Below are 20,692 nucleotides of genomic sequence, written 5' to 3' on the forward strand. Positions count from 1 at the left end.
CCTGATCAACCGACCACGTGTTGCAACGACCACGCGAATTCGCCGCCGAACGGGGCCACTCGACTTACCGGCGTGCGACTCCCTCGGCCCGCGCGGCAGCCGCAACCGCCGCCGTGACGGCGGGAGCAACCCGCTCGTCGAACGGCGACGGAATCACGTAGTCGGCAGCGAGGTCGTCCCCGACCACGGCCGCCAGCGCCTCCGCCGCAGCGATCTTCATCCCCTCGGTGATCCGAGAGGCCCGCACCTGCAGCGCGCCCGCGAAGATGCCCGGGAACGCCAGCACGTTGTTGATCTGGTTCGGGAAGTCCGACCGCCCGGTGGCGACGACCGCCGCGTACTTGTGCGCGACGTCCGGGTGCACCTCGGGGTTCGGGTTGGCCATCGCGAACACGAAGGCGCCCTCCGCCATGGAGGCCACGGCCTCCTCCGGGACCGTACCGCCGGAGACGCCGATGAAGACGTCGGCGCCCGCGAGCGCGTCCTGCAGCGAGCCGGTGAGGCCAGCCTTGTTGGTGAAGCCCGCGAGCTCCCGCTTGACCGGGGTGAGGTCCTCCCGGTCGGCCGAGACGACGCCCTTGCGGTCCGTCACCGCCACGTCCCCGATGCCGGCTTCGATCAGCATCTTGGCGATGGCGACACCGGCCGCGCCGGCGCCCGAGATGACGGCCCGCAGCTGCCCGATCTCGCGTCCGCTGAGCCGCGCCGCGTTCCGCAGCGCCGCGAGCGACACGACGGCCGTACCGTGCTGGTCGTCATGGAAGACCGGGATGTCGAGGCGCTCCTGCAGCCGGCGCTCGATCTCGAAGCACCGGGGCGCCGAGATGTCCTCCAGGTTCACTCCGCCGAAGGACGGGGCAAGCCGGACGACGGTCTCGACGATCTCGTCCACGTCGGTGCAGTCGAGCGCGATCGGCACCGCGTCGACGCCGCCGAACTGCTTGAACAGGATCGCCTTGCCCTCCATCACGGGGAGGGAGGCCTCGGGACCGATGTCCCCGAGTCCGAGCACGGCCGTACCGTCGGTCACGACGGCGACCACCGACGACTTCCATGTGTAGTCGTTGACCAGCTCCGGCTGTTCCGCGATCGCGGTGCACACGCGCGCGACTCCGGGCGTGTACGCGAGGGAAAGGTCGTCCTTGTCGCGGACCGGCACGGTGGCCTGCACGGCCATCTTGCCGCCGCGGTGCAGCGCGAACACCGGATCGAAGGAATCCAGGGGCTCGGCCCCGCCGTCCTGATCCGTATTGCTGTCGCTGCGAGGATTGACGATCTCCGCTGCCACTTTGTTGTACCCCTTAGGTATGCATGGTTTGAGGGTCGACCACTCCTGGTGAGGGGTGGGCGGGCACCGTGCAAGGCCCGAATGCCGATACGTACGAGCACGTACGAGCACTTGCACGACGGGCGCGCCGCACACGCGCCCTGAGCCCCGGATGAGGGGTGTAAAGAACCTTCTTACCGGACGGACGGTGCCCACGACGAGTCCATTAGGTGCAAGGTCACATCTGAGAACCAGAAAGCCACAGAGAGGTGACGCGCGGCTGACAACCGCGCCGGGTGCCCGAAGACGCTGGTGCGCGGGCGTACGCGTCGCCCACATCGTGAGACGTGCCGTGGATTTTCCGGCCGGAAGGCTTGATTCCCGCAGATGGTTCGGCGGCGAAGGACCAAGGATGTACCGACCTGATGCGGTTCGGGGGTCACCCGTTATGCGATTTTGACACGACGACGCCCCTGAACGGCGTAGTCCGAATGGCAAGATGCCGTAAACCCACGAGGTCGCGACACCCGAAGGTGTGTGTTTCTCGTCGACCCCATCGGCACCTTTCTCATTCGCCGGAGGAACCACGATGACCGCAAGCTCCGCCCGTCGAACGACCGCAGCACGCTCCCGTCTGGCAGCGGCCGGTGCGATCGTGGTCGCGGGCGCCCTGCTGCTCACCGGCTGCGGTGACCAGACGAAGGACAAGAGCAAGGACTCCGGCAGCGTCGGCGGCGCCCCGCTGGCCGGCAAGCTCCCCAAGGACATCAGGGACAAGGGCAAGATCGAGGTCGGTTCGGACATCGCGTACGCCCCGGTGGAGTTCAAGGACTCCTCCGGCGGCGCGGTCGGTCTGGACCCGGACCTCGCCGCGGCACTGGGCAAGCAGCTCGGTGTGACGCTGGAGTTCCAGAACGGCACCTTCGACGCCCTGCTCACCGGTCTGCGCTCCGGCCGCTACGACATCGCGATGTCCGCGATGACGGACAACAAGAACCGCCAGCAGGGCGTCGACCCGGACACGGGCAAGAAGGTCGGCGAGGGCGTCGACTTCGTCGACTACCTGACCGCCGGTGTCTCGATCTACACCCGCAAGGGCGACACCCAGGGCATCAACGGCTGGTCGGACCTGTGCGGCAAGAAGATAGCCGTCGAGCGCGGCACCGTCTCGAACGACCTGGCCAAGGCGGAGGCCAAGAAGTGTCCGAGCGGCAAGAAGCTCATCATCGAGCCGTTCGACGACGACCAGCAGTCCCAGACCCGGCTGCGCTCGGGCGGTGTGGACGCCGCCTCCTCCGACTTCCCGGTCGCGGCGTACGCGGTGAAGACCTCCGGCGGCGGCAAGGACTTCCAGACCGTCGGCCAGCAGGTCGAGGCGGCCCCGTACGGCATCGCCGTGGCCAAGAAGGACACCCAGCTGCGTGACGCGCTGCAGGCGGCGATGAACGCGATCATCAAGAGCGGCGAGTACCAGAAGATCCTCGCGAAGTGGGGCGCCCAGGACGGCGCCGTCAAGGAGTCCGTGATCAACGGCGGCAAGTGACCCGCGGAAGCAGACCAAGCAGAAGCGGCCACCGAGAGGCAACACCCGTGACTGACACAGAGAAGACGCCCGGGGAGAACCCGGGGGAACACGCGGGGGAGAACCCCGGGGAGGGCCCCACTCCCCCGGCCGGCCCGGAGGCCATCAGGGCCATCCCGGTCCGGCACTACGGACGCTACGTCTCCGCCCTCGTCGCCATCGCGATCCTCGTCGCGATCATCTACGCCTTCAGCCAGGGCGACATCAACTGGCACGCCGTACCGGACTACTTCTTCGACCACCGGATCATGACCGGTGTCTACAAGACCCTCCTGCTGACGGTCCTGTCGATGCTGATCGGCATCGCCGGCGGCATCGTCCTCGCCGTCATGCGGCTGTCGAAGAACCCGGTGACCTCGTCGATCGCCTGGTTCTACATCTGGTTCTTCCGCGGCACCCCGGTCCTGGTCCAGCTGTTCCTGTGGTTCAACCTGGGCCTGGTCTTCCACTACATCAACCTGATGCCGATCTACAAGGACTACTGGTCGAACTTCATGACGCCGCTGCTGACGGCGTTGCTGGGCCTGGGTCTGAACGAGGCGGCGTACATGGCCGAGATCTGCCGTGCGGGCCTGCTCGCGGTGGACGAGGGCCAGACCGAGGCGGCCCACGCACTCGGCATGAGCCACGGCAAGACCCTGCGCCGGGTGATCATCCCGCAGGCGATGCGCGTGATCGTGCCGCCTACGGGCAACGAGGTCATCAACATGCTGAAGACGACCTCCCTCGTGGCGGCCGTCCAGTATCCCGAACTGTTCCGTTACGCCCAGGACATCGGCCAGAACTCCGGCGCCCCGGTGGAGATGTACTTCCTCGCCGCGGCCTGGTACCTGATCATGACCTCGGTGCTGAGCGTCGGCCAGTACTACATCGAGCGCTACTACGCCCGCGGTTCCAGCCGCCAACTGCCGCCGACCCCATGGCAGAAGGTGAGGGCCGGCATGTTCTCCCTGGGCCGGCCGAAGGGAGCGGTGAGCGCATGACCGACAAGCTGGGCAAGACGCAGGACACCCCGCCCGAGAGCTCGGTGCCGATGGTCAGGGCGCAGGGAGTCCACAAGTCCTTCGGCCATGTCGAGGTGCTCAAGGGCATCGACCTGGAGGTGAAGCCGGGCGAGGTGTTCTGCCTGATCGGCCCCTCCGGCTCCGGCAAGTCGACCTTCCTGCGGTGCATCAACCACCTGGAGAAGATCAACGCCGGCCGGCTGTACGTCGACGGCGAACTGGTCGGCTACCGGCAGAGGGGCGACAGGCTGTACGAGCTGAAGGACGGCGAGGTCGCGCGAAAGCGCCGGGACATCGGCATGGTCTTCCAGCGCTTCAACCTGTTCCCGCACATGACGGCTCTGGAGAACGTCATGGAGGCGCCGGTTCAGGTCAAGGGCGTGAGCAAGGCGCAGGCCCGTGAGCGGGCTGTGCAGCTGCTGGAGCGCGTGGGCCTGGCCGACCGGGCCGGGTACTACCCCTCGCAGCTCTCCGGCGGCCAGCAGCAGCGGGTGGCCATCGCCCGGGCGCTGGCGATGGACCCGAAGCTGATGCTGTTCGACGAGCCGACCTCGGCCCTGGACCCTGAGCTGGTCGGTGACGTCCTGGACGTCATGCGGGACCTCGCCCGGTCCGGCATGACCATGGTCGTCGTCACCCATGAGATGGGCTTCGCCCGCGAGGTGGGCGACAGCCTGGTGTTCATGGACGAGGGTGTGGTGGTCGAATCGGGCCATCCACGCGACGTCCTGACGAACCCGCGGCACGAGCGGACGCAGTCGTTCCTGTCGAAGGTTCTCTGACCGCGCATCCCCGCAGGGGCGGTACGGGCTTGACGTACCGCCCCTTTCGGCTACTTCACCGCGAGCAGCAGCGTGTCCGACGGCGAGCACCACACCGGCCGGGCCTCCCCGAACCCCTTCTCGCGCAGCACCCGCGCGTGCCACGCGGGCGAAGGCATGTCCCCGTCTGCGTGCTCGCCGTAGATCTCGAACCGCCGGGCGGTGGGCTCGGCGAGGACCGGGTCCTTGGCGGCGACCTGCCACCAGTCCGCCCAGTCCAGGGCACCGTCCCGCTTGGCCTGATCCATACGTGCGTGCCGCTGTGCCCGCTCTGCCGCGTTGATCCGGGGCGTGCTGTCGTCGATCATGTGGTCCGCGTTCATGAAGACACCGCCGTCGCGGACCAGCTCCGCGACCTGACCGTAGAGGGCCGCGAGGGGTTCGCTGTGCAGCCAGTGCAGGGCCGTGGCGGTCAGGACGGCGTCGTAGGAGTCGTACGGCAGCTTCGCTCGCCAGTCGGGGTCCTTGAGGTCGGCGGTGACGAAGGAGACGCGGTCGTCGCCCTCGAAGGTGCCGCGCGCGATGGCCAGCAGGGCCGGGTCGAGGTCGACACCGGTGCTGGTGGCCCGCGGGAAGCGCCTGAACAGCCGGTCGGTGATGCTGCCGGTGCCGCAGGCGAGGTCGAGGACGCGCGGCGCGGTCCCCACGAGCGCCTCGACCATGTCCAGCATGATCTCGAACCGCTGCTCGCGGTCCGGCATGTACCACTCCTGCTGCCGGTCCCAGCTCTCCTGCCAGGCCGCCCAGTCGGTTCCGGTGCTCGTGGTCATGGATCCCCGTCTCCCCTCGTGATGCGTAATACCCTGGAAGCACGACCGGCTGTTACCCGACCGCAGATACGACCATAAAGCGCCCCCGTAAGGACTACAAGTGGAACTGGCCTATTACTCGGATTACGCCGTACGTCTCGTCAACAGCGAGGAACCGGCCCGGGGCAAGGACTCGCTGACCTCAGTCGAGGCCGTCCGCGACCTGTTCGGCGCCAACTCCTCCGCGGCCCGGCGCACCACCGACGCCGATGTCACCCGCTTCCGCTCGGTACGGGCCAGGCTGCGCGCGGTCTTCGAAGCGGCCGACCAGGGCGACGAGACCCTGGCCGTGGACCTGCTGAACTCACTTCTGCTGGAGTTCCCGGTGTCGCCGCAGATCTCCGGCCACGACTACCGCGACGACGACGGCCGCCCGCTGTGGCACATGCACCTGGCCGACCACCCGTCGAACGCGACGGCCGGCTACGCGGCGATCGCGGCCATGGGCCTGGCCTTCCACCTCACCGAGTACGGCGTCGACCGCCTGGGCCTGTGCGAGGCCGCACCCTGCCGCAACGCCTACCTCGACACCTCCACCAACCGCTCCCGGCGCTACTGCTCCGACCGCTGCGCGACCCGCGCCAACGTGGCGGCCTACCGGGCCCGCAAGCGCCTGGAGGCCGACCGGTCCGGCAGCAGCGGCCTCGCCGCCGAGAGCGCCCAGCGCACCAGCGTGAGCGGCGAGCGCTGACGGGCGGGGAACGGCCGGTACCGAAAGCGGGCCTTGCCCAGCACCAGCTCGTCCGGCACGACCCCGTAGTCCGTGCTGTCGCCGCCCGCGTACGGGTTGTCCCCGAGCACCCACCAGCCGCCGTCGCGGCGCTCCACGGCTCGCTTGACGACCAACAGGTCCTGCTGGAACGGATGACGCAGGACCACGATGTCGCCCGGCCGGATCGTGGCACCGTACTGCAGGAGCAGCCGGTCCCCGTGCTGGAGCGTGGGCACCATGGACGGACCGGTCACCTCGGCCAGCCCGAACGGCGCCACGGCCCTCCCCCGCTCGGTCTCCCGCGACAGCTCCGGCATCCCCGGCACCTCCCCGGTCCGTTCCTCCACCAGTCTCAGTCTGACCCTGGACTTTTGTCCTAAGCCCTAGGGGGCGGCCGAGAAATCGCCTTCCTCAGGGAGTAATGTCGCACCTGAGAAGACGATCACGAGGAAGGAATGCTCCATGCTTTCCCGCCTGTTTGCCCCCAAGGTCAAGGTCAGCGCCCACTGCGACCTGCCCTGCGGCGTCTACGACCCGGCCCAGGCCCGCATTGAGGCGGAGTCGGTGAAGGCCGTCCAGGAGAAGATGGCCGGCAACGACGACCCCCACTTCCAGGCACGCGCCACCGTCATCAAGGAGCAGCGCGCGGAGCTCGCCAAGCACCACGTCTCCGTGCTCTGGAGCGACTACTTCAAGCCCCCGCACTTCGAGAAGTACCCGGAGCTGCACCAGCTGGTCAACGACACCCTGAAGGCCCTCTCGGCCGCCAAGGCGTCCACCGACCCGGCGACGGGCCAGAAGGCTCTGGACTACATCGCCCAGATCGACAAGATCTTCTGGGAGACCAAGAAGGCCTGATCTTTATTTGCGCCTTCTGACCTGCGATTTCCTTGATCGCAGGGTCTCCCTGTCCGCACCCGGTCCGCAGGCCGCCTAGCACGGCGTCCATGACGGACCGGGTGCGGTCTTCTTCGCCCGGCCACAGGTGGGCGTAGATCCGCAGCGTGATGACGGCAGGCGCATGGCCGAGAACGAACTGCACCTGCTTGACGCTCGCTCCGCCGACGATGAGGGCGGAGGCGAAGAAGTGGCGCAGGTCGTGGGTCACCCTGTGCGGCAGCTCGACGGGCTTGCGGCCCTCGCGCTCGGCCGCCTCGTTCTCCGCCGTTCGGAGCAGCGTGCGGGCGCAGTTCCACTCCGCCTTCCAGCGGCGGTAGTTGAGGGGCTCGTGGATGGCGCGCGAGCCATCAGGGTGGGCCTCGATGTACTCGGCAGTAGCGACCACCGCCCGATGGAGGCGGTCCTGGGCGTCACACAACGCATAGAACGCCTCGAGACTTGACCCGCGCCGCCCCCGCCCGCACCAGGCTGAACTGCATACGGCAGCCAAGGCGTTCGACCGGGCTCGCCGCTCGGCGATCCGGGCCGACCACCAAGCCTCCACAGAACTACGCCAAGCCGCCAAGGAACTTGCCTACACCCCCACCATTCCCGGCGGCCTCGCCGTCGCCCTCATCTTCACCGCCCTGCACCTGGCCCGCGCCGCCGCCAAGTGGCACGAACAGCGCGGCCACGAGCAGCAGGTGGCAGCGGCCGAAGAAGCCTTCCGCCACCTCCAGGAGAGCTACCGCCACACCGCCGAGCCCGTCCTGGCGGACCTCGCCCGGCGCACACCCCGTCCCGAGACCGTCCAGCGCTTCGAGGCCACCGCGCGCCACCTGCTGCTCGTGGCCGACGCCACCTGGCCGGCCTCGGCCACCACCCTCGCCCGCGCGGAATCCGCCGGCCACAACGCCCAGCGCCTCCTCGCGGAGGTGGCTGCCAGCCGAGAGCTCGACAGGGCCGAGCGCCCCGCCGAGGTCCTCAATTGGCGGGTCCGGGTTCCGGGACGCTGGCCGGAGCTGCCGTCATCTGGCTCCGTAGCCTCAGGCCAGCCACCTGATCAGGACCCGTAGCACGCCCTGGAGCGGGAGCGTCGCAGCGTCACTCACACGTCACATCAAGATCCACCGGATGCTCTCTGTGGAGCGCGGCCTTGGCTCCGCGACCGGAGCTGACCAGGGCCGCTGTAGAGGCGGCAACGGTGACGGCGAGTATCGGCATCGTGACCAGCTGAGCTGCCTCAGCGGTATTCATGACCAACGCCGCGACGCAGGCGATGCCTGTCGTCGTCACGGCGAACGCCACCGCAACCCCGGACAGGGCAAGCAGCCGCAAGACCTTGGCAGATGGCCGGCACCGGGTGACGACGACGGCAGGCGTCACCGCCACGGTGATGAGGAACGCTGCCGGCCCAAGCACACCCAAGGCCCCGACCCAGTAGGAGACCGGGTCGATGGAGGCGAACGCCAGGAGCACCGGCGCGATCAGCCACGTGGGCAGCGTCGGGACAAGAGCCACCAGCGGGCGCCACGCGGCCCAGTCGCCGGTTCTGGAGGTCTCCGCGAGGAGAGCGAGGGCGCCGGCCAGCAGGATGAGCCCAGCGCCGTACATGGCGTACTGCGCAACGTCGAGCAGCCGGCGCACCAGGTCCGGAGTCGGCAAGGGGTCCTCGGACAGGATGAAGTCCAGCATCGGCAGGGCATACAGTGCGGCGCACCAGGTGACCCAGGTGGTGGCGACACTTGCCTGCATGCGGCGGCGGCGCCGTTCGGCGGACTCATCGGGCATCACCGGGCGAAGCCATGCCCGCAGCGCGCCGACAAGGAGGTCTGCGACGATGCTCGGGCCGGCGCCGGTGTCCTCGACCAGTGCTTCAAGTTCGCAGCCGTAGCGCTCCCGAAACGAGGGAGGGTATGCCCGCAAGGCCACCCGGGCTGCCATGTTGATCACGCGTTTGCCACCCCCAGCCGGGTCAACCCGGTGCGTGCGAAACGGGCCATCGCCCGGAGTTTGTCGTCGAGCACGGTCTGGCCTTCCGCGGTGAGGCGGTAGGGCCGCCGACGCTCGTCCTCGTCCAGCGGCGCGACCAGGCCACGTTCCTCCAGCCGCGCGATGGCGGCATACAGCGTGCCCGGTCCCAGCCTGATGGACGTCTGTTCCTCGACGTCCTTGGTGATCGCGTAGCCGTGCTTGGGTCCGTCGGCCAGGCTGGCAAGGATCAACAGCGCGGGTTCGGCCCATCCGACGCGGTCCCGTTGACGCGGCATCAGGCACCTCCTTCATCCCTCCCGACTACTACGTTATACGATACTGCGTCGTACGTAGTACTAGTCCAGTGCGGCACGACCAGCCCACGACGACTCTCACAGCGCCCCGCCCTGCCAGGCACCGTCCTCGGACGATCAACTTCCATTCCCTGTCAGCGAGTTCTGCACGCACCACGATGAGCGCTCTGCCAGCTCCGGCCGGCGTCCCGGAACCCGGACCCCACGCCTTCCCGCTACCAGGAGACCAAGAAGGCCTGAGGCCTTCTCTCCCTTTGAAGGGGGCCGCCACGGCGAGGGCGGGTTGCCGACGGCCAGGTCTCCCGGTGTCGCGAGGGGGCGGAGTGTCTCCCGGGTGAGGGCCCCTTCTGACCGGTCGCGGACAGCGCGGCGGTGTACCGCCAGGCGTCCTGCTCCTTGTGCCGGCGCGCCTGTCCTCGGTCGTGGTGCCCGCGGGTGGCGGGTCCGGGCGGCGCATCATGACCCGGATGAAACCGATGACGGCCACCGCCAGGACCGGGGTCTCGCAGCCGGCGAAGGCCGGTAGACCGGCGCCGGGGCGGTGGGACGGCTCCGGCGAGCGTGGTGTTCCTCCCTCGCGCGTGCTCTACCCGTCATCTCAGGGAAGCTGTACCCACGATACGAAGCGGACCCGGTCGGTTTCCCGGCCGGGCCCCTCGGTGTCGGTGTGCGTCGTGCGTATGTGCCGTCAGTGGAACTGCGGCACGATCAGATGGATCCCGTACGCCACCACCGCCGCGCAGGCGAGGAAGCACAGGGCGGCCTGGGCTCGGCCCGCGGTGGCGGAACCGGAGCGGTCGGCTTCCGCCCGGGACAGGCCGAGGACACCGAAGGTGAAGACGACGACCACGGCGACCGTGGCACCGAGGCTGACCGCGGCGACCTTGCCGAGGGCGGACCAGTCGACATGCATGAGGGACTCCCGGAGGGTCAGGCGGCAGTGCCGACGTGCGGCGGGGCCGGAGTGCGGAGGGTGACCTCGTGGTGGTCGTTGACGTTGTCGGCGCGCACCGGGTTGCGGCGGGACGCGGCGACGATGACGGCGGCGAGGGCCAGGGCGACCAGCGCGATGACCGCCGTACCGACGTTGCCGCCGTGCTTGGCCACGCTCGCCGCGAGGCCGCCGGCCAGCGCGGCGGACGGCAGGGTGATCAGCCAGGCCAGCACCATCCGGCCGGCCACACCCCAGCGGACCTCCGCGAGACGGCGGCCGAGACCGGCGCCGAGGATGCTGCCCGAGGCGACCTGCGTGGTGGACAGCGCGAAGCCGAGGTGGGCGGAGGTGAGGATCACCGTCGTGGAGGCCGTCTCGGCGGCGAAGCCCTGCGGCGACTGGATCTCCGCCAGCCCCTTGCCCATGGTGCGGATGATCCGCCAGCCGCCCAGGTAGGTGCCGAGCCCGATGGCCAGACCGGCCGCGCCGATCACCCACACCGGCGGGCCCGCCTGGTGGTCCAGCGCGCCCGCCGAGATCAGCGTCAGCGTGATGACACCCATGGTCTTCTGGGCGTCATTGGTGCCGTGCGCCAGGGACACGAGGGACGCCGAGGCGATCTGGCCGAGGCGGAAGCCCTTGGTCACCGAGTCCTGACGGGCGCGGACGCTGAGCTTGTAGGCGAGGTAGGTGGCGACCAGGGCGGCGACGCCGGCCACCGCCGGAGAGGCCACGGCCGGGATCAGTACCTTGTCGACAACCTTGTCAAAGTGCACGCCGTGGGAGCCCGCACCGACCCAGACGGCACCGATCAGACCGCCGAAGAGGGCGTGGGAGGAACTGGAGGGCAGCCCGGCGAGCCAGGTCACCAGGTTCCACAGGATCGCCCCGACCAGTCCGGCGAAGATCATCGCCGGACTGACCAGTGTGTCGTCCACGATCCCGCCCGAGATCGTCTTGGCCACCTCGGTGGACAGAAAGGCACCGACGATATTGAGGATTCCGCTGACCAGAACCGCGGTGCGCGGCTTGAGCGCGCCGGTGGCGATGGAGGTCGCCATCGCGTTCGCGGTGTCGTGGAACCCGTTCGTGAAGTCGAACGCCAGTGCCGTGGCGATGACGACCGCCACGAGGAACGTGATGTGGTCCATTCCCCAAGGCAAGCAAGGGCAGGCCAATGTGCGGCGAACTGGATGCGAACGCAGCGTCGAAGACGGGGGACTCTGTTGTGCATTCCTGTGCGGAAACGTGCCATCCCGCGATGTCAGTGGCCTGTGCCACGCTGTGCAGATGAGCCTGGACGACCTCAGACGGCTGCGGCGCGTGCGTGACCGCATGGACCGCGAGTACGCCGAGCCGCTCGACATGACCGAGCTGGCGCGCGGCGCCCATATGTCGCCGGGTCATTTCCAGCGCAGCTTCCGCAAGGCCTTCGGCGAGACGCCGTACAGCTATCTGATGACCCGCAGGATCGAGCGGGCCAAGGCGCTGCTGCGCCGGGGCGACCTCACCGTCACCGAGGTCTGTCTCGCCGTGGGCTGTACGTCACTCGGCTCCTTCAGCTCCCGCTTCACCGAGCTGGTCGGCGAGACGCCGAGCGCCTACCGGGCGCGCGACCACGAGGAGAGCGCCGTGATCCCGTCCTGCGTGGCCCGTACGTTCACCCGCCCGCGCCGCCGGCCGTACTGACCCGGTCCGCCCCCGACCGCACAGGCGTGCCCGAGTCGCGCGCGTCCCGGCCCGGATGGGCCTAGCGTGACTGCATGGACGTGAAACTCAAGCAGTGCTTCATCGCGGTGGACGACCATGACAAGGCCCTCGCCTTCTACCGCGACGTGCTCGGCCTGGAGGTCCGCAATGACGTGGGCTTCGAGGGCATGCGCTGGGTGACCCTGGGCTCACCGCTCCAGCCGGACGTCGAGATCGTGCTGGAGCCGCCCGGCGCGAACCCGGACGCCTCCCCCGCCGACCGGCAGGCGATGGCCGAACTGCTCGCCAAGGGCATGCTCCGGGGTGTCATCTTCACGACCGAGGACTGCGACGCGCTGTACGAGCGGGTGCGGGAGTCCGGCGGCGATGTGCTCCAGGAGCCGACGGACCAGCCGTACGGGGTGCGCGACTGCGCCTTCCGGGATCCGGCGGGCAACCAGCTCCGCTTCCTCCAGCGCCCCGCGGAGTGACCGGCCGGCGGAATGAGCGGCCGGCGTGAATTCCCCGGGCCCGCCAGGGAATTCACGCCTACACTCCCCGCATGATCATTCGCTGGACGTACGCCTTCGTCGACCGGCCCGCCGGCCGGCTGCCCGAGGCCCGCGCCTTCTGGACGGCCGTCACCGGCACCCACGCGTCCGAACCCCGCGGTGAACAGGGCGAGTTCCTGACCCTGCTGCCCGAGGAGGCCGCCGGTGCGGACGCCTGCGTGAAGCTCCAGGGCGTCACCGAAGGCGACGGCGGCGCCCATCTCGACCTCTGCGTCGAGGACGTGAGGGAGATGGCCGAGAGGGCCCGGGAGCTCGGAGCGGAGCTGGTGGCGGACCATGGCGACTGGGTCGTACTGCGTTCTCCGGCGGGGCAGTTGTTCTGTGCCGTGCCCTGGCGCGGGGAGACGGTACGACCGCCGGTGGTGGCGGGCAGCCGGCTGGACCAGGTCTGCCTCGACATCCCGCCGTCCCGGTACGCCGCCGAGTCGGACTTCTGGGCCACCCTCACCGGCTGGGAGCGGCTGAAGGGGTCCCGTCCGGAGTTCGAGGTGCTGAAGCCGCCGGCGGGACTGCCCGTCCGGATCCTGCTCCAGCGGCTCGACGACGAGCGCCCCGCCTCCGCGCATCCGGACCTCGCCTGCGCCGACATCACCGCCGTCGGCGCCCGGCACGAGCGGTACGGGGCCGTCCCGGTACACCACGGCCCGCACTGGACGGTGATGCGCGACCCGGCCGACGGCATCTACTGCCTGACCGGCCGGGACCCGGAGACGGGCGGTCTGCCCGCCGGTCGGTGAACGGCCTGCGCTCAGGCCCACAGGACAGCCGACGCACAGGCGCACCGGTCACCCCCAGGACTCCACCTCCACCACGGCGTCGGCCGGCAGCGGCCCGTACACATGCGGGAACTCCTCCCCGCCCGGCTCCATGGCCTCGTACTTCACCGGCGCGCCGACCAGGGCCGGGTCCACGACCAGGACGACCAGCTCGTCCGGGCCGTCGTAGTCGCCGTAGAGGAACGCGGCGATGCGCGGGAGCTGTTCGCGGGTGGAGAAGTGGATGAAGCCCTCCTCCTGGAGGGTGCGGCCTCGGGTCGACACCTCGTAGGCGCCGCGCTCGCGGGCCGCCTCCCACAGGGAGCGTTCGGTGATGTGGAAGATGCGGGGCAGTTTCGGCATGCGCCCACGGTACGGCGTCCGGTACCGCGTCGGCGGTGGGCTCAGCGCTGCCTCGTGTACGTCCGCACCAGCACGCCGTTGGTGAAGGTGCGCACCCCGTCGAGGGTGAACTCCTTGATGTCGAGGCCGGTGCCGAACATGGGCATGCCCGTGCCGTAGACGAGCGGGTAGGCCTTGATGACGAGTTCGTCTATCTCGTCCAGCAGTTGTCCGGCGAGGCGCGAGCCGCCGCACAGATAGATGTCCAGGCCCCCCTCCTCCGCCTTCAGCGCGCGGACCCGGCCGAGCAGGTCGTCGGCGATGATCTCGACGTGCGGGTCGGGGGACGGAGCCAGGCTGCGGGAGGCGACGTACTCGCGCAGATGGGCGTAGGGGCTGGTGATGCCCTCCTTGAGGGCCAGCTCGTAGCTGGCCCGGCCCTGGATGACGGTGTCGAACCGTTTGTTCTCCAGGTGGTCGAGGCCGAGCTGCCTGCGGCCATGGGTGGACAGGGTCTCCGGGAACTCCGTCTTGAGGAAGTCGAGGTACTCCTCGTTCATGAAGCGGAACATCGCCGAGGCGTCGCCCTGCTCGTCGCCTATGAAGCCGTCGAGCGAGCAGGCGATGAAGTAACTGAGCTTGCGCAAACCGGTCTCTTTTCAGCAGGAGTTGGTACGGTCAGGGCGACCAACCACTCCATTTGTAGTACTCCATCCGTAGTGGTTGCAAGGCGTTTCGGAGATCCGCCAGAAGTGGGAGAAGCGGTTCCGGACAGGCACGAGCGGCCGGTCCCGCACACGGTGGGATGTGCGGGACTCGCTTCGCTCAGCTGCTGCGCCTGGTGACGAACTCGGCGAGCGCCAGCAGACCGCCCGCCGCCTCGGGCACGGGGACCGCGCGGGACAGCTCCTGCACGGCGCGGGCCATCCGGTCGGCCGCCTCGGCCTGCGCCCAGTCCCGCCCGCCGGCCCGCTCCACGGCCACTGCCGTACGCACGATGCTCTCGGCGTCACCGGAGACGTACGGCTCGCCGTACAGCTCGGCGAGTTCGGCCGCCGCCGCCGTGCCGGAGGACAGGGCCGCCACCACGGGCAGCGACTTCTTGCGGGCCGCGAGATCCGCGCCGGCCGGCTTCCCGGTGCGCCGCGGGTCGCCCCATATGCCGATGACGTCGTCGATCAGCTGGAAGGCGAGCCCGGCCTGGCGGCCGAAGCCGTCCAGTGCCGCCACGTCCTCGCCGTCGGCGCCCGCGTACAGCGCGCCGAGGGCGCAGGCGCAGCCCAGCAGCGCGCCGGTCTTCGCCTCCGCCATGGCGAGCACCTCGTCGAGGCCGACCTCGTGCGGGGCGCGCCGCTCCATGGCCGTGTCGGTGTGCTGGCCGGCGCACAGCTCCACGACACAGTCCGCGAGCCGGGCCGCCGCCGGACCGGACGCCGGGTGCGGGTCCTCGGCGAGCAGCCGCAGGGCCAGCGCCTGCAGGGCGTCACCGGCGAGGATCGCGTCGGCGGTGCCGAACACGGTCCAGGCCGTGGGCCGGTGCCGACGGGAGTCGTCCCGGTCCATCACGTCGTCGTGCAACAGCGTGAAGTTGTGGATCAGTTCGACCGCCACCGCCGCCCGGACCGCCGCCGTACGGGCCGCCGGTCCGCCGAGGGCGGTGGCCGCCGCGAGGACGAGCGCGGGCCGGATCGCCTTGCCGGCGTTGCCCCGCGCCGCGGTGCCGTCCGCGTGCTGCCAGCCGAAGTGGTAGAGCGCGATCCTGCGCATGGACCCGGGCAGCGACTCCAGGGCCGCGCGCAGCTCCGGGTCGACCAGGGTCCGGGTGCGCTCCAGCAGCGCCACCGCCTCCTGTCCTTCGAGACGCGCCTCGGGATGGGGTTCCGGATGCGGTTCGGGATGTCGCTCGGGCTGTCCCTCGATCGGGCCGGCATCGGTGTCGCCGGTCCTCCCCCGCCGTTCCCCCGCCGTGCCGGGGTGCGGCACGGCGGGGGAACGCTGTTCGGTCTCCGTCATGAACTCGGCCATGTCTCCCCCTCGCCAGGTCCGCGGACACCGGCGTCGCCGGCCCGGCCGGACGCATATTCCGAGGGTCTACCCTCGCCGACGAGCGGGGACACGGCCGCGAAGTGCGGAAACGTCACCTCCACCGGCCGATCTCGACGTTCTCCAGAACGCCGAGCGCGTCGGGCACCAGCACGGCGGCCGAGTAGTAGGCCGTCACCAGGTACTTGATGATCGCCTGTTCGTTGATGCCCATGAAACGGACGGACAGGCTGGGCTCGATCTCGTCCGGGATGCCGGACTGCCTCAGGCCGATGACCCCCTGGTCCTGCTCGCCGGTACGCATGGCGATGATCGAGGTCGTGCGCTCCGGGGTGACCGGGATCTTGTTACAGGGGTAGATCGGCACTCCGCGCCAGGTCGGGATGCGGTTGCCGCCGATCTCGACGGTCTCCGGGACCAGCCCTCGCTTGTTCAGCTCGCGCCCGAAGGCCGCGATCGCGCGCGGGTGGGCCAGGAACAGCTTGGTGCTGCGCCGGCGGCTGAGCAGCTCGTCCATGTCGTCCGGGCTGGGCACGCCGTCGTGCGGCTGGATCCGCTGGTCGTACTCGCAGTTGTTCAGCAGGCCGAAGTCGCGGTTGTTGATCAGCTCGTGCTCCTGGCGCTCCTTGAGCGCCTCGACCGTGAGCCTGAGCTGCTGCTCGGTCTGGTTCATCGGCTGGTTGTACAGGTCGGCCACGCGCGTGTGGATGCGCAGCACGGTCTGGGCGATGCTGAGCTCGTACTCACGGGGCCGGGGCTCGTAGTCCACGAAGGTGTGCGGGATGTCGGGCTCGCCGGAGTGACCGGCCGCCAGCTCGACCTCTTTCTCGCCGTACTTGTTGGTCGGCTGCTCCGGGGCCGAGCGGAGCTGCTCCAGGTGTTCGCGCAGGGTGTCCGCGCGCTCGGCGACCTGCTCGAAGTCCTGGCGGCTGAGGATCAGCACGGTGGCCGCGGTGGCCGCGCGGGCGGTGAACTCCCAGATGGCGTCAGGGTCCAGCAGTGCCTGTTCGCCGAAGTAGGCGCCGTCGGCGAGGACTCCGAGGACGGCGTCGTCGCCGTAGGGGCCGGTGCCGATCTTCTCGACCCTGCCGTGCGCCAGCAGGTACACCTCGCCCGTCTGGTTGCCGAAGTCGGCGATCACCTCGCCGGGCGCGAAGTCACGCTGCCGGCAGCGGCGGGCCAGCTCCGTCAGCACCGCCTCGTCCTCGTACGAGCGCAGGGCCGGCAGCTCCCCGAGTTCGGCGGGGATGACCTCGACCTGGTCCCCGGTCTTCACGAAGGTGATGCGACCGTCGCCGACGGTGTACGCCAGTCGCCTGTTGACCCGGTATGTACCGCCGTGCACGTCGACCCACGGGAGTGTGCGCAGCAGCCAGCGGGAGCTGATCTCCTGCATCTGTGGAACGGACTTGGTTGTGGTGGCCAGGTTCCGCGCTGCCGCCGTCCCGAGGGACTGCTGCGGCTTGCCCTGATCCGTGCGGACCTCTTCGCCTACCGACATAGAGAATTGCCTCCCAGGTATTCCCGGTGCCGAATCGCAGGGGGCACCGGTCTCGGCACCCGAGCCTTCCATCACGGTTCGTGGTCGCGCCATTACCCAAATGAGCGGGAATAGATCATCGGATTACCGGGCACAAAGAAGGACCCCGGCCAATCCCCGCAGCGCGCTCGGCCGCATGCCCCGCACCGGGTGACAATGAAGCGGTGACCAGCCCCGTTCCTCTCGTTCCCCGACTCCCTTCTCCGCTCCAAGCGGTCAGGGACGACCGGTTCGAGCGGTACGGTCTGCGGCTGCTCCTCAAGCGCGACGACCTGATCCACCCCCACCTCATCGGCAACAAATGGCGCAAGCTCGTGCCGAACATCGAGGCGGCGAAGGGCCGGCCACTGGTCACCTTCGGCGGGGCCTACTCCAATCACCTGCGCGCCACCGCCGCCGCGGGCCGCCTTCTCCGGCTCCCGACGGTCGGCGTGGTCCGCGGCGAGGAGCTGGCCGACCGTCCGCTCAACCCCTCCCTGGCCCGGTGCGCGTCGGACGGCATGAGGCTGCACTTCATCGACAGGTCGACGTACCGACGCAAGACCGAGCCAGAGACCCTGGCCGCCATCCTGCGCGCGGCCGGGGCCGAGGAGGCGTACGTCGTGCCCGAGGGCGGCAGCAACAGCGAGGCCGTACGCGGCTGCCGGGCGCTGGGCGAGGAACTGCGCGGCCGCGCCGGCATCGTCGCGGTCGCCTGCGGCACCGGCGGCACGCTCGCGGGGCTGGCCGCCGGGCTGGCGGCAGGACAGCGGGCGCTCGGCGTACCGGTACTCAGGGGCGGCTTCCTGGAACGTGACATACAGGCACTGCAGGAACGTGCCTTCGGCGGCCGTACCGGCTCCTGGTCCCTGGACGAACGCTTCCACTTCGACGGTTACGCCCGTACGACACCTGAACTGCACGCATTCGCCCAGGACTTCGAGGACCGCCACGGGCTGCCCGTCGAGCGTCTCTATGTCGCCAAGTTGCTCTACGGACTTGTCGCCCTGGCGGACGAGGGCGCCTTCCCGCGCGGGACGACGATCGCCGCCGTCGTCACCGGGCGCCCGTTCCCGGAGAGTTAGGGCCTGTCCGGCGGATCCTGTCCCAGACCCGGGGGCCGGCACGCCCTCCCCCACTGCCTCAAGGGCGTGGGGGCACCCCCAGCCGCGTTGCCGTCGGCCCCCGACTCCCTCCTGCGCCTTGCAACCGGACGCACCGGCCCCACACCGGCATCGGCGGCCAAAACACCAGCCAGCCGCATCACCAACCTGTCCGAACACCACACCTAGCCCGCCTCCCGATAGGCCGCCGCCTCCTCCAGGTCCAGGCGTCTGAGGAGCGCGCGCAGCATCTCGTCGTCGATGTAGCGGTGGTCGCGGAGCCTGACGAAGACCTCGCGTTCGGCGCTGATCATCTCGCGGGAGAGGCGGCGGTAGGTGTCGTCGACGGACTCGCCGGTGACGGGGTTGGTCTGGCCGAGGCGCTCCCAGACGGCGTTGCGGCGGCGCTCCAGGACCGTGCGCAGGCGGTCGGCGAGCGGCGGGGGCAGGGCGTTGCGCTCGTCGGAGAGAAGGTCGTCCAGGCGGCTCTCGGCGGCCCGTGAGGCCTGCGCCTGGGCGTTGGCCTCGGCGAGCGTCTCGGCCTGCGGATCGCGGCCGGGGAAGCGCATCAGGCGGATCAGCGGCGCGAGCGTCAGGCCCTGCAGCACGAGGGTGCCGATCACCGTGGTGAAGGTCAGGAAGAGGATCAGGTTCCGCTGCGGGAAGGGGGCGCCGCCGTGCACCGTGAGCGGGATCGAGAACGCGATGGCCAGGGACACCACCCCGCGCATGGCGGCCCACCCCGTCACGACCGGCGCCCGCCAGGTGACGTCCTCCTCGCGCTCCCTGATCCGGCGGAAGAGCGCGCGGGGCAGGAAGGTCGCCGGGAACACCCACGCGAAGCGGGCCGCCACGACCACGACGAAGACCGCGATCGCGTACCAGGCGGCGTCGCCCCCCTCGTACGCGCCCAACCCCTTGAGGACGGTCGGCAGTTGCAGGCCGATCAGCGCGAACACCGCCGATTCCAGCAGGAAGGCGACCATCCGCCACACCGCGTCCTCCTGGAGCCGGGTGGCGAAGTCGACCTCCCACGCGCGGTGCCCGAGATACACCGCGACCACGACGACCGCGAGGACGCCGGAGCCGTGGAACTGCTCGGCCACGCCGTAGGCGACGAACGGGATCAGCAGCGAGAGGGTGTTCTGCAGCAGCGCCTCCTTCAGACGGGTGCGCAGCCAGTGGATCGGCACCATGAGCACGAGTCCGACGAGCACCCCGCCGACCGCGGCCCGCAGGAACTCCTCGATGCCTCCCGCCCAGGTGGCGCCCTCGCCGACGGCCGCGGCGAGGGCCACCTTGTAGGCGGTGATCGCGGTGGCGTCGTTCAGCAGGGACTCGCCCTGGAGGATGGTGGTGATCCAGGACGGCAGGCCGACCCGGCGCGCGATCGCCGCGGCCGCGACCGCGTCCGTCGGCGCGACCACCGCGCCCAGCACCAGCGCGGCGGGCAGCGGCAGCCCCGGTACGACGAGATAGGCGGCCCAGCCGACGACGAAGGTCGCGAAGAGCACGTACCCGATCGACAGCAGCCCCACGGGCCGCATCTGGGCCCGCAGATCGAGGTACGAGCTCTCGGTGCCCTCCTTGTAGAGCAGCGGGGGCAGCACCAGCGGCAGGACGATGTCCGGGTCCAGCGTGTAGTGCGGGATCCCGGGGACGTATGAGACGGCCAGGCCGACCGCGACCAGCAGCAGGGGTGCCGGCACCGGGGTGCGCCGGGCGATTCCCGCGAACCCCGCGCTGCCCGCCACCAGCAACAGCAGCGGCATCACGTCCATGATCCTCGCCCACCCTCGTTTTCCGCGCGGCCACCCGCACACCCGTCGTAATCTGGCAATCATGAAACAGTGCACGCACGCCGACGCGCTGCCGCACCCGGAACCGGACCCGCTCGACGTGACCTGCCCGGAGTGCCTGCGGAACGGCACGCACCCGGTGCAGCTGCGGCTGTGTCTCAGCTGCGGCCACGTCGGCTGTTGCGACTCCTCTCCGGGGAGGCACGCGACGCAGCACCACGAGACGTCCGGTCATCCGGTGATGCGGTCCTTCGAGCCCGGCGAGGAGTGGCGGTGGTGCTTCGTGGACCACGTTCTCGTTGTCTGAGCCGTCGTCCGGTTTCCCGCCCGAGCGGATCTCGTCGCGCGGATTCCGGCATGGTCACATTCCCGTCCGACCGGGTTCTCGTGTGACACTGCATGCGGCGGCGGCCGCACGACGGTTCGAGCGTCTGACGTCTGGGTACGTCAACCCGGCGCGCGCTCTTCCCATTTGGGCCCGCAAACCCTCTAGACACGGAGCGTATACGCAGCTTTACTGTGAGTGACGCCAGGGGGGTTGGGGTCCCGGGACAGGAACGTTCGGAGCGCGATA

General features: G+C 69.8%; 22 protein-coding genes and 2 pseudogenes. 11 read left to right on the forward strand and 13 right to left on the reverse strand.

Annotation, left to right across the window (positions count from 1 at the left end):
• Nucleotides 1–64: 64 nt before the first annotated feature.
• A complete protein-coding gene (locus AV521_RS24805) occupies nucleotides 65–1,288 on the reverse strand; it encodes an NADP-dependent malic enzyme (RefSeq protein ID WP_076090839.1) in 1,224 nt (407 codons plus the stop codon).
• Between the two features lie 568 nt (nucleotides 1,289–1,856).
• On the opposite strand from AV521_RS24805, the gene AV521_RS24810 reads away from it, so the two are divergent.
• The 3 genes from AV521_RS24810 to AV521_RS24820 are packed head-to-tail and all read left to right on the forward strand — an operon-like array spanning nucleotide 1,857 to nucleotide 4,635.
• Nucleotides 1,857–2,810 carry an ABC transporter substrate-binding protein gene (locus AV521_RS24810; protein WP_076090840.1) on the forward strand — a complete coding sequence of 318 codons (954 nt, stop codon included), beginning with the start codon at nucleotides 1,857–1,859 and terminating at the stop codon, nucleotides 2,808–2,810.
• A 47-nt stretch (nucleotides 2,811–2,857) separates the two neighbouring features.
• Nucleotides 2,858–3,832, forward strand: coding sequence for an amino acid ABC transporter permease (locus AV521_RS24815; RefSeq protein WP_076090841.1), 975 nt, complete (start codon nucleotides 2,858–2,860; stop codon nucleotides 3,830–3,832).
• A 50-nt stretch (nucleotides 3,833–3,882) separates the two neighbouring features.
• Entirely contained in the window at nucleotides 3,883–4,635 is a 753-nt protein-coding gene (locus AV521_RS24820; RefSeq protein WP_076091153.1) for an amino acid ABC transporter ATP-binding protein, read from the forward strand.
• A 50-nt stretch (nucleotides 4,636–4,685) separates the two neighbouring features.
• Here the strand turns inward: AV521_RS24820 and AV521_RS24825 are convergent, their stop codons facing one another.
• Entirely contained in the window at nucleotides 4,686–5,444 is a 759-nt protein-coding gene (locus tag AV521_RS24825) for a trans-aconitate 2-methyltransferase (protein WP_076090842.1), read from the reverse strand.
• Between the two features lie 100 nt (nucleotides 5,445–5,544).
• Here AV521_RS24825 and AV521_RS24830 point away from each other — a divergent pair, with 100 nt between their 5' ends.
• Nucleotides 5,545–6,174, forward strand: a complete 630-nt coding sequence (locus AV521_RS24830) for an ABATE domain-containing protein (protein ID WP_076090843.1) — start codon at nucleotides 5,545–5,547, stop codon at nucleotides 6,172–6,174.
• Here the strand turns inward: AV521_RS24830 and sodX are convergent.
• Nucleotides 6,078–6,512: a nickel-type superoxide dismutase maturation protease gene (sodX, locus tag AV521_RS24835; RefSeq protein WP_076091155.1), complete on the reverse strand. Its 435-nt coding sequence runs from the start codon at nucleotides 6,510–6,512 to the stop codon at nucleotides 6,078–6,080. The genes AV521_RS24830 and sodX overlap by 97 nt on opposite strands.
• Before the next feature lie 145 nt (nucleotides 6,513–6,657).
• On the opposite strand from sodX, the gene sodN reads away from it, so the two are divergent.
• A complete protein-coding gene (gene sodN / locus AV521_RS51065; protein WP_004983535.1) occupies nucleotides 6,658–7,053 on the forward strand; it encodes a superoxide dismutase, Ni in 396 nt (131 codons plus the stop codon).
• A 10-nt stretch (nucleotides 7,054–7,063) separates the two neighbouring features.
• Here sodN and AV521_RS52310 read toward each other — a convergent pair.
• Nucleotides 7,064–7,423: pseudogene (locus AV521_RS52310) on the reverse strand (tyrosine-type recombinase/integrase); the annotation flags it as partial.
• A 130-nt stretch (nucleotides 7,424–7,553) separates the two neighbouring features.
• Between AV521_RS52310 and AV521_RS24850 the strand changes: the two are divergent.
• Nucleotides 7,554–8,150, forward strand: a pseudogene (locus AV521_RS24850) (mobilization protein); the annotation flags it as partial.
• Between the two features lie 28 nt (nucleotides 8,151–8,178).
• Here AV521_RS24850 and AV521_RS24855 read toward each other — a convergent pair.
• From AV521_RS24855 to AV521_RS24870, 4 genes are all read right to left on the reverse strand, one after another.
• Nucleotides 8,179–9,027, reverse strand: coding sequence for a hypothetical protein (locus AV521_RS24855; RefSeq protein ID WP_076090844.1), 849 nt, complete (start codon nucleotides 9,025–9,027; stop codon nucleotides 8,179–8,181).
• A complete protein-coding gene (locus AV521_RS24860; RefSeq protein WP_076090845.1) occupies nucleotides 9,024–9,344 on the reverse strand; it encodes a PadR family transcriptional regulator in 321 nt (106 codons plus the stop codon). The genes AV521_RS24855 and AV521_RS24860 overlap by 4 nt, the downstream gene beginning before the upstream one ends.
• A gap of 706 nt (nucleotides 9,345–10,050) precedes the next feature.
• Complete coding sequence (locus AV521_RS24865; protein WP_076090846.1) at nucleotides 10,051–10,275, reverse strand: hypothetical protein; 225 nt, start codon at nucleotides 10,273–10,275, stop codon at nucleotides 10,051–10,053.
• Between the two features lie 17 nt (nucleotides 10,276–10,292).
• A complete protein-coding gene (locus AV521_RS24870; RefSeq protein ID WP_076090847.1) occupies nucleotides 10,293–11,447 on the reverse strand; it encodes an inorganic phosphate transporter in 1,155 nt (384 codons plus the stop codon).
• Nucleotides 11,448–11,586: 139 nt separating this feature from the next.
• Here AV521_RS24870 and AV521_RS24875 point away from each other — a divergent pair, with 139 nt between their 5' ends.
• The 3 genes from AV521_RS24875 (at nucleotide 11,587) to AV521_RS24885 (ending at nucleotide 13,294) form a co-directional block, all read left to right on the forward strand.
• On the forward strand, nucleotides 11,587–11,985 hold the full coding sequence (locus AV521_RS24875) for a helix-turn-helix transcriptional regulator (RefSeq protein WP_076091157.1): 399 nt from the start codon (nucleotides 11,587–11,589) through the stop codon (nucleotides 11,983–11,985).
• Nucleotides 11,986–12,059: 74 nt separating this feature from the next.
• Nucleotides 12,060–12,476 (forward strand): VOC family protein, encoded by a 417-nt coding sequence (locus AV521_RS24880; RefSeq protein ID WP_031163324.1) that lies wholly within the window; start codon nucleotides 12,060–12,062, stop codon nucleotides 12,474–12,476.
• 71 nt (nucleotides 12,477–12,547) lie between these two features.
• Nucleotides 12,548–13,294, forward strand: coding sequence for a VOC family protein (locus tag AV521_RS24885; protein ID WP_076090848.1), 747 nt, complete (start codon nucleotides 12,548–12,550; stop codon nucleotides 13,292–13,294).
• A 48-nt stretch (nucleotides 13,295–13,342) separates the two neighbouring features.
• Here AV521_RS24885 and AV521_RS24890 read toward each other — a convergent pair whose 3' ends face one another.
• From AV521_RS24890 to AV521_RS24905, 4 genes are all read right to left on the reverse strand, one after another.
• Nucleotides 13,343–13,675: a DUF952 domain-containing protein gene (locus AV521_RS24890; RefSeq protein ID WP_076090849.1), complete on the reverse strand. Its 333-nt coding sequence runs from the start codon at nucleotides 13,673–13,675 to the stop codon at nucleotides 13,343–13,345.
• A 41-nt stretch (nucleotides 13,676–13,716) separates the two neighbouring features.
• Nucleotides 13,717–14,301, reverse strand: a complete 585-nt coding sequence (locus AV521_RS24895; protein WP_076090850.1) for a dihydrofolate reductase family protein — start codon at nucleotides 14,299–14,301, stop codon at nucleotides 13,717–13,719.
• Between the two features lie 178 nt (nucleotides 14,302–14,479).
• Nucleotides 14,480–15,679, reverse strand: a complete 1,200-nt coding sequence (locus tag AV521_RS24900) for a family 2 encapsulin nanocompartment cargo protein polyprenyl transferase (RefSeq protein ID WP_076090851.1) — start codon at nucleotides 15,677–15,679, stop codon at nucleotides 14,480–14,482.
• A gap of 112 nt (nucleotides 15,680–15,791) precedes the next feature.
• On the reverse strand, nucleotides 15,792–17,198 hold the full coding sequence (locus AV521_RS24905) for a family 2B encapsulin nanocompartment shell protein (RefSeq protein WP_076090852.1): 1,407 nt from the start codon (nucleotides 17,196–17,198) through the stop codon (nucleotides 15,792–15,794).
• Between the two features lie 203 nt (nucleotides 17,199–17,401).
• On the opposite strand from AV521_RS24905, the gene AV521_RS24910 reads away from it, so the two are divergent.
• Complete coding sequence (locus tag AV521_RS24910) at nucleotides 17,402–18,301, forward strand: 1-aminocyclopropane-1-carboxylate deaminase/D-cysteine desulfhydrase (protein WP_076090853.1); 900 nt, start codon at nucleotides 17,402–17,404, stop codon at nucleotides 18,299–18,301.
• A gap of 203 nt (nucleotides 18,302–18,504) precedes the next feature.
• On the opposite strand, the gene AV521_RS24915 is transcribed toward AV521_RS24910, so the two are convergent.
• Entirely contained in the window at nucleotides 18,505–20,100 is a 1,596-nt protein-coding gene (locus AV521_RS24915) for a Na+/H+ antiporter (RefSeq protein ID WP_076090854.1), read from the reverse strand.
• Nucleotides 20,101–20,161: 61 nt separating this feature from the next.
• Between AV521_RS24915 and AV521_RS24920 the strand changes: the two genes are divergently transcribed.
• Nucleotides 20,162–20,425, forward strand: a complete 264-nt coding sequence (locus tag AV521_RS24920; RefSeq protein ID WP_076090855.1) for a UBP-type zinc finger domain-containing protein — start codon at nucleotides 20,162–20,164, stop codon at nucleotides 20,423–20,425.
• Nucleotides 20,426–20,692 lie beyond the last annotated feature (267 nt).

Origin of the sequence: Streptomyces sp. IMTB 2501 (assembly GCF_001953885.1) — a bacterium.
GTDB lineage: Bacteria > Actinomycetota > Actinomycetes > Streptomycetales > Streptomycetaceae > Streptomyces.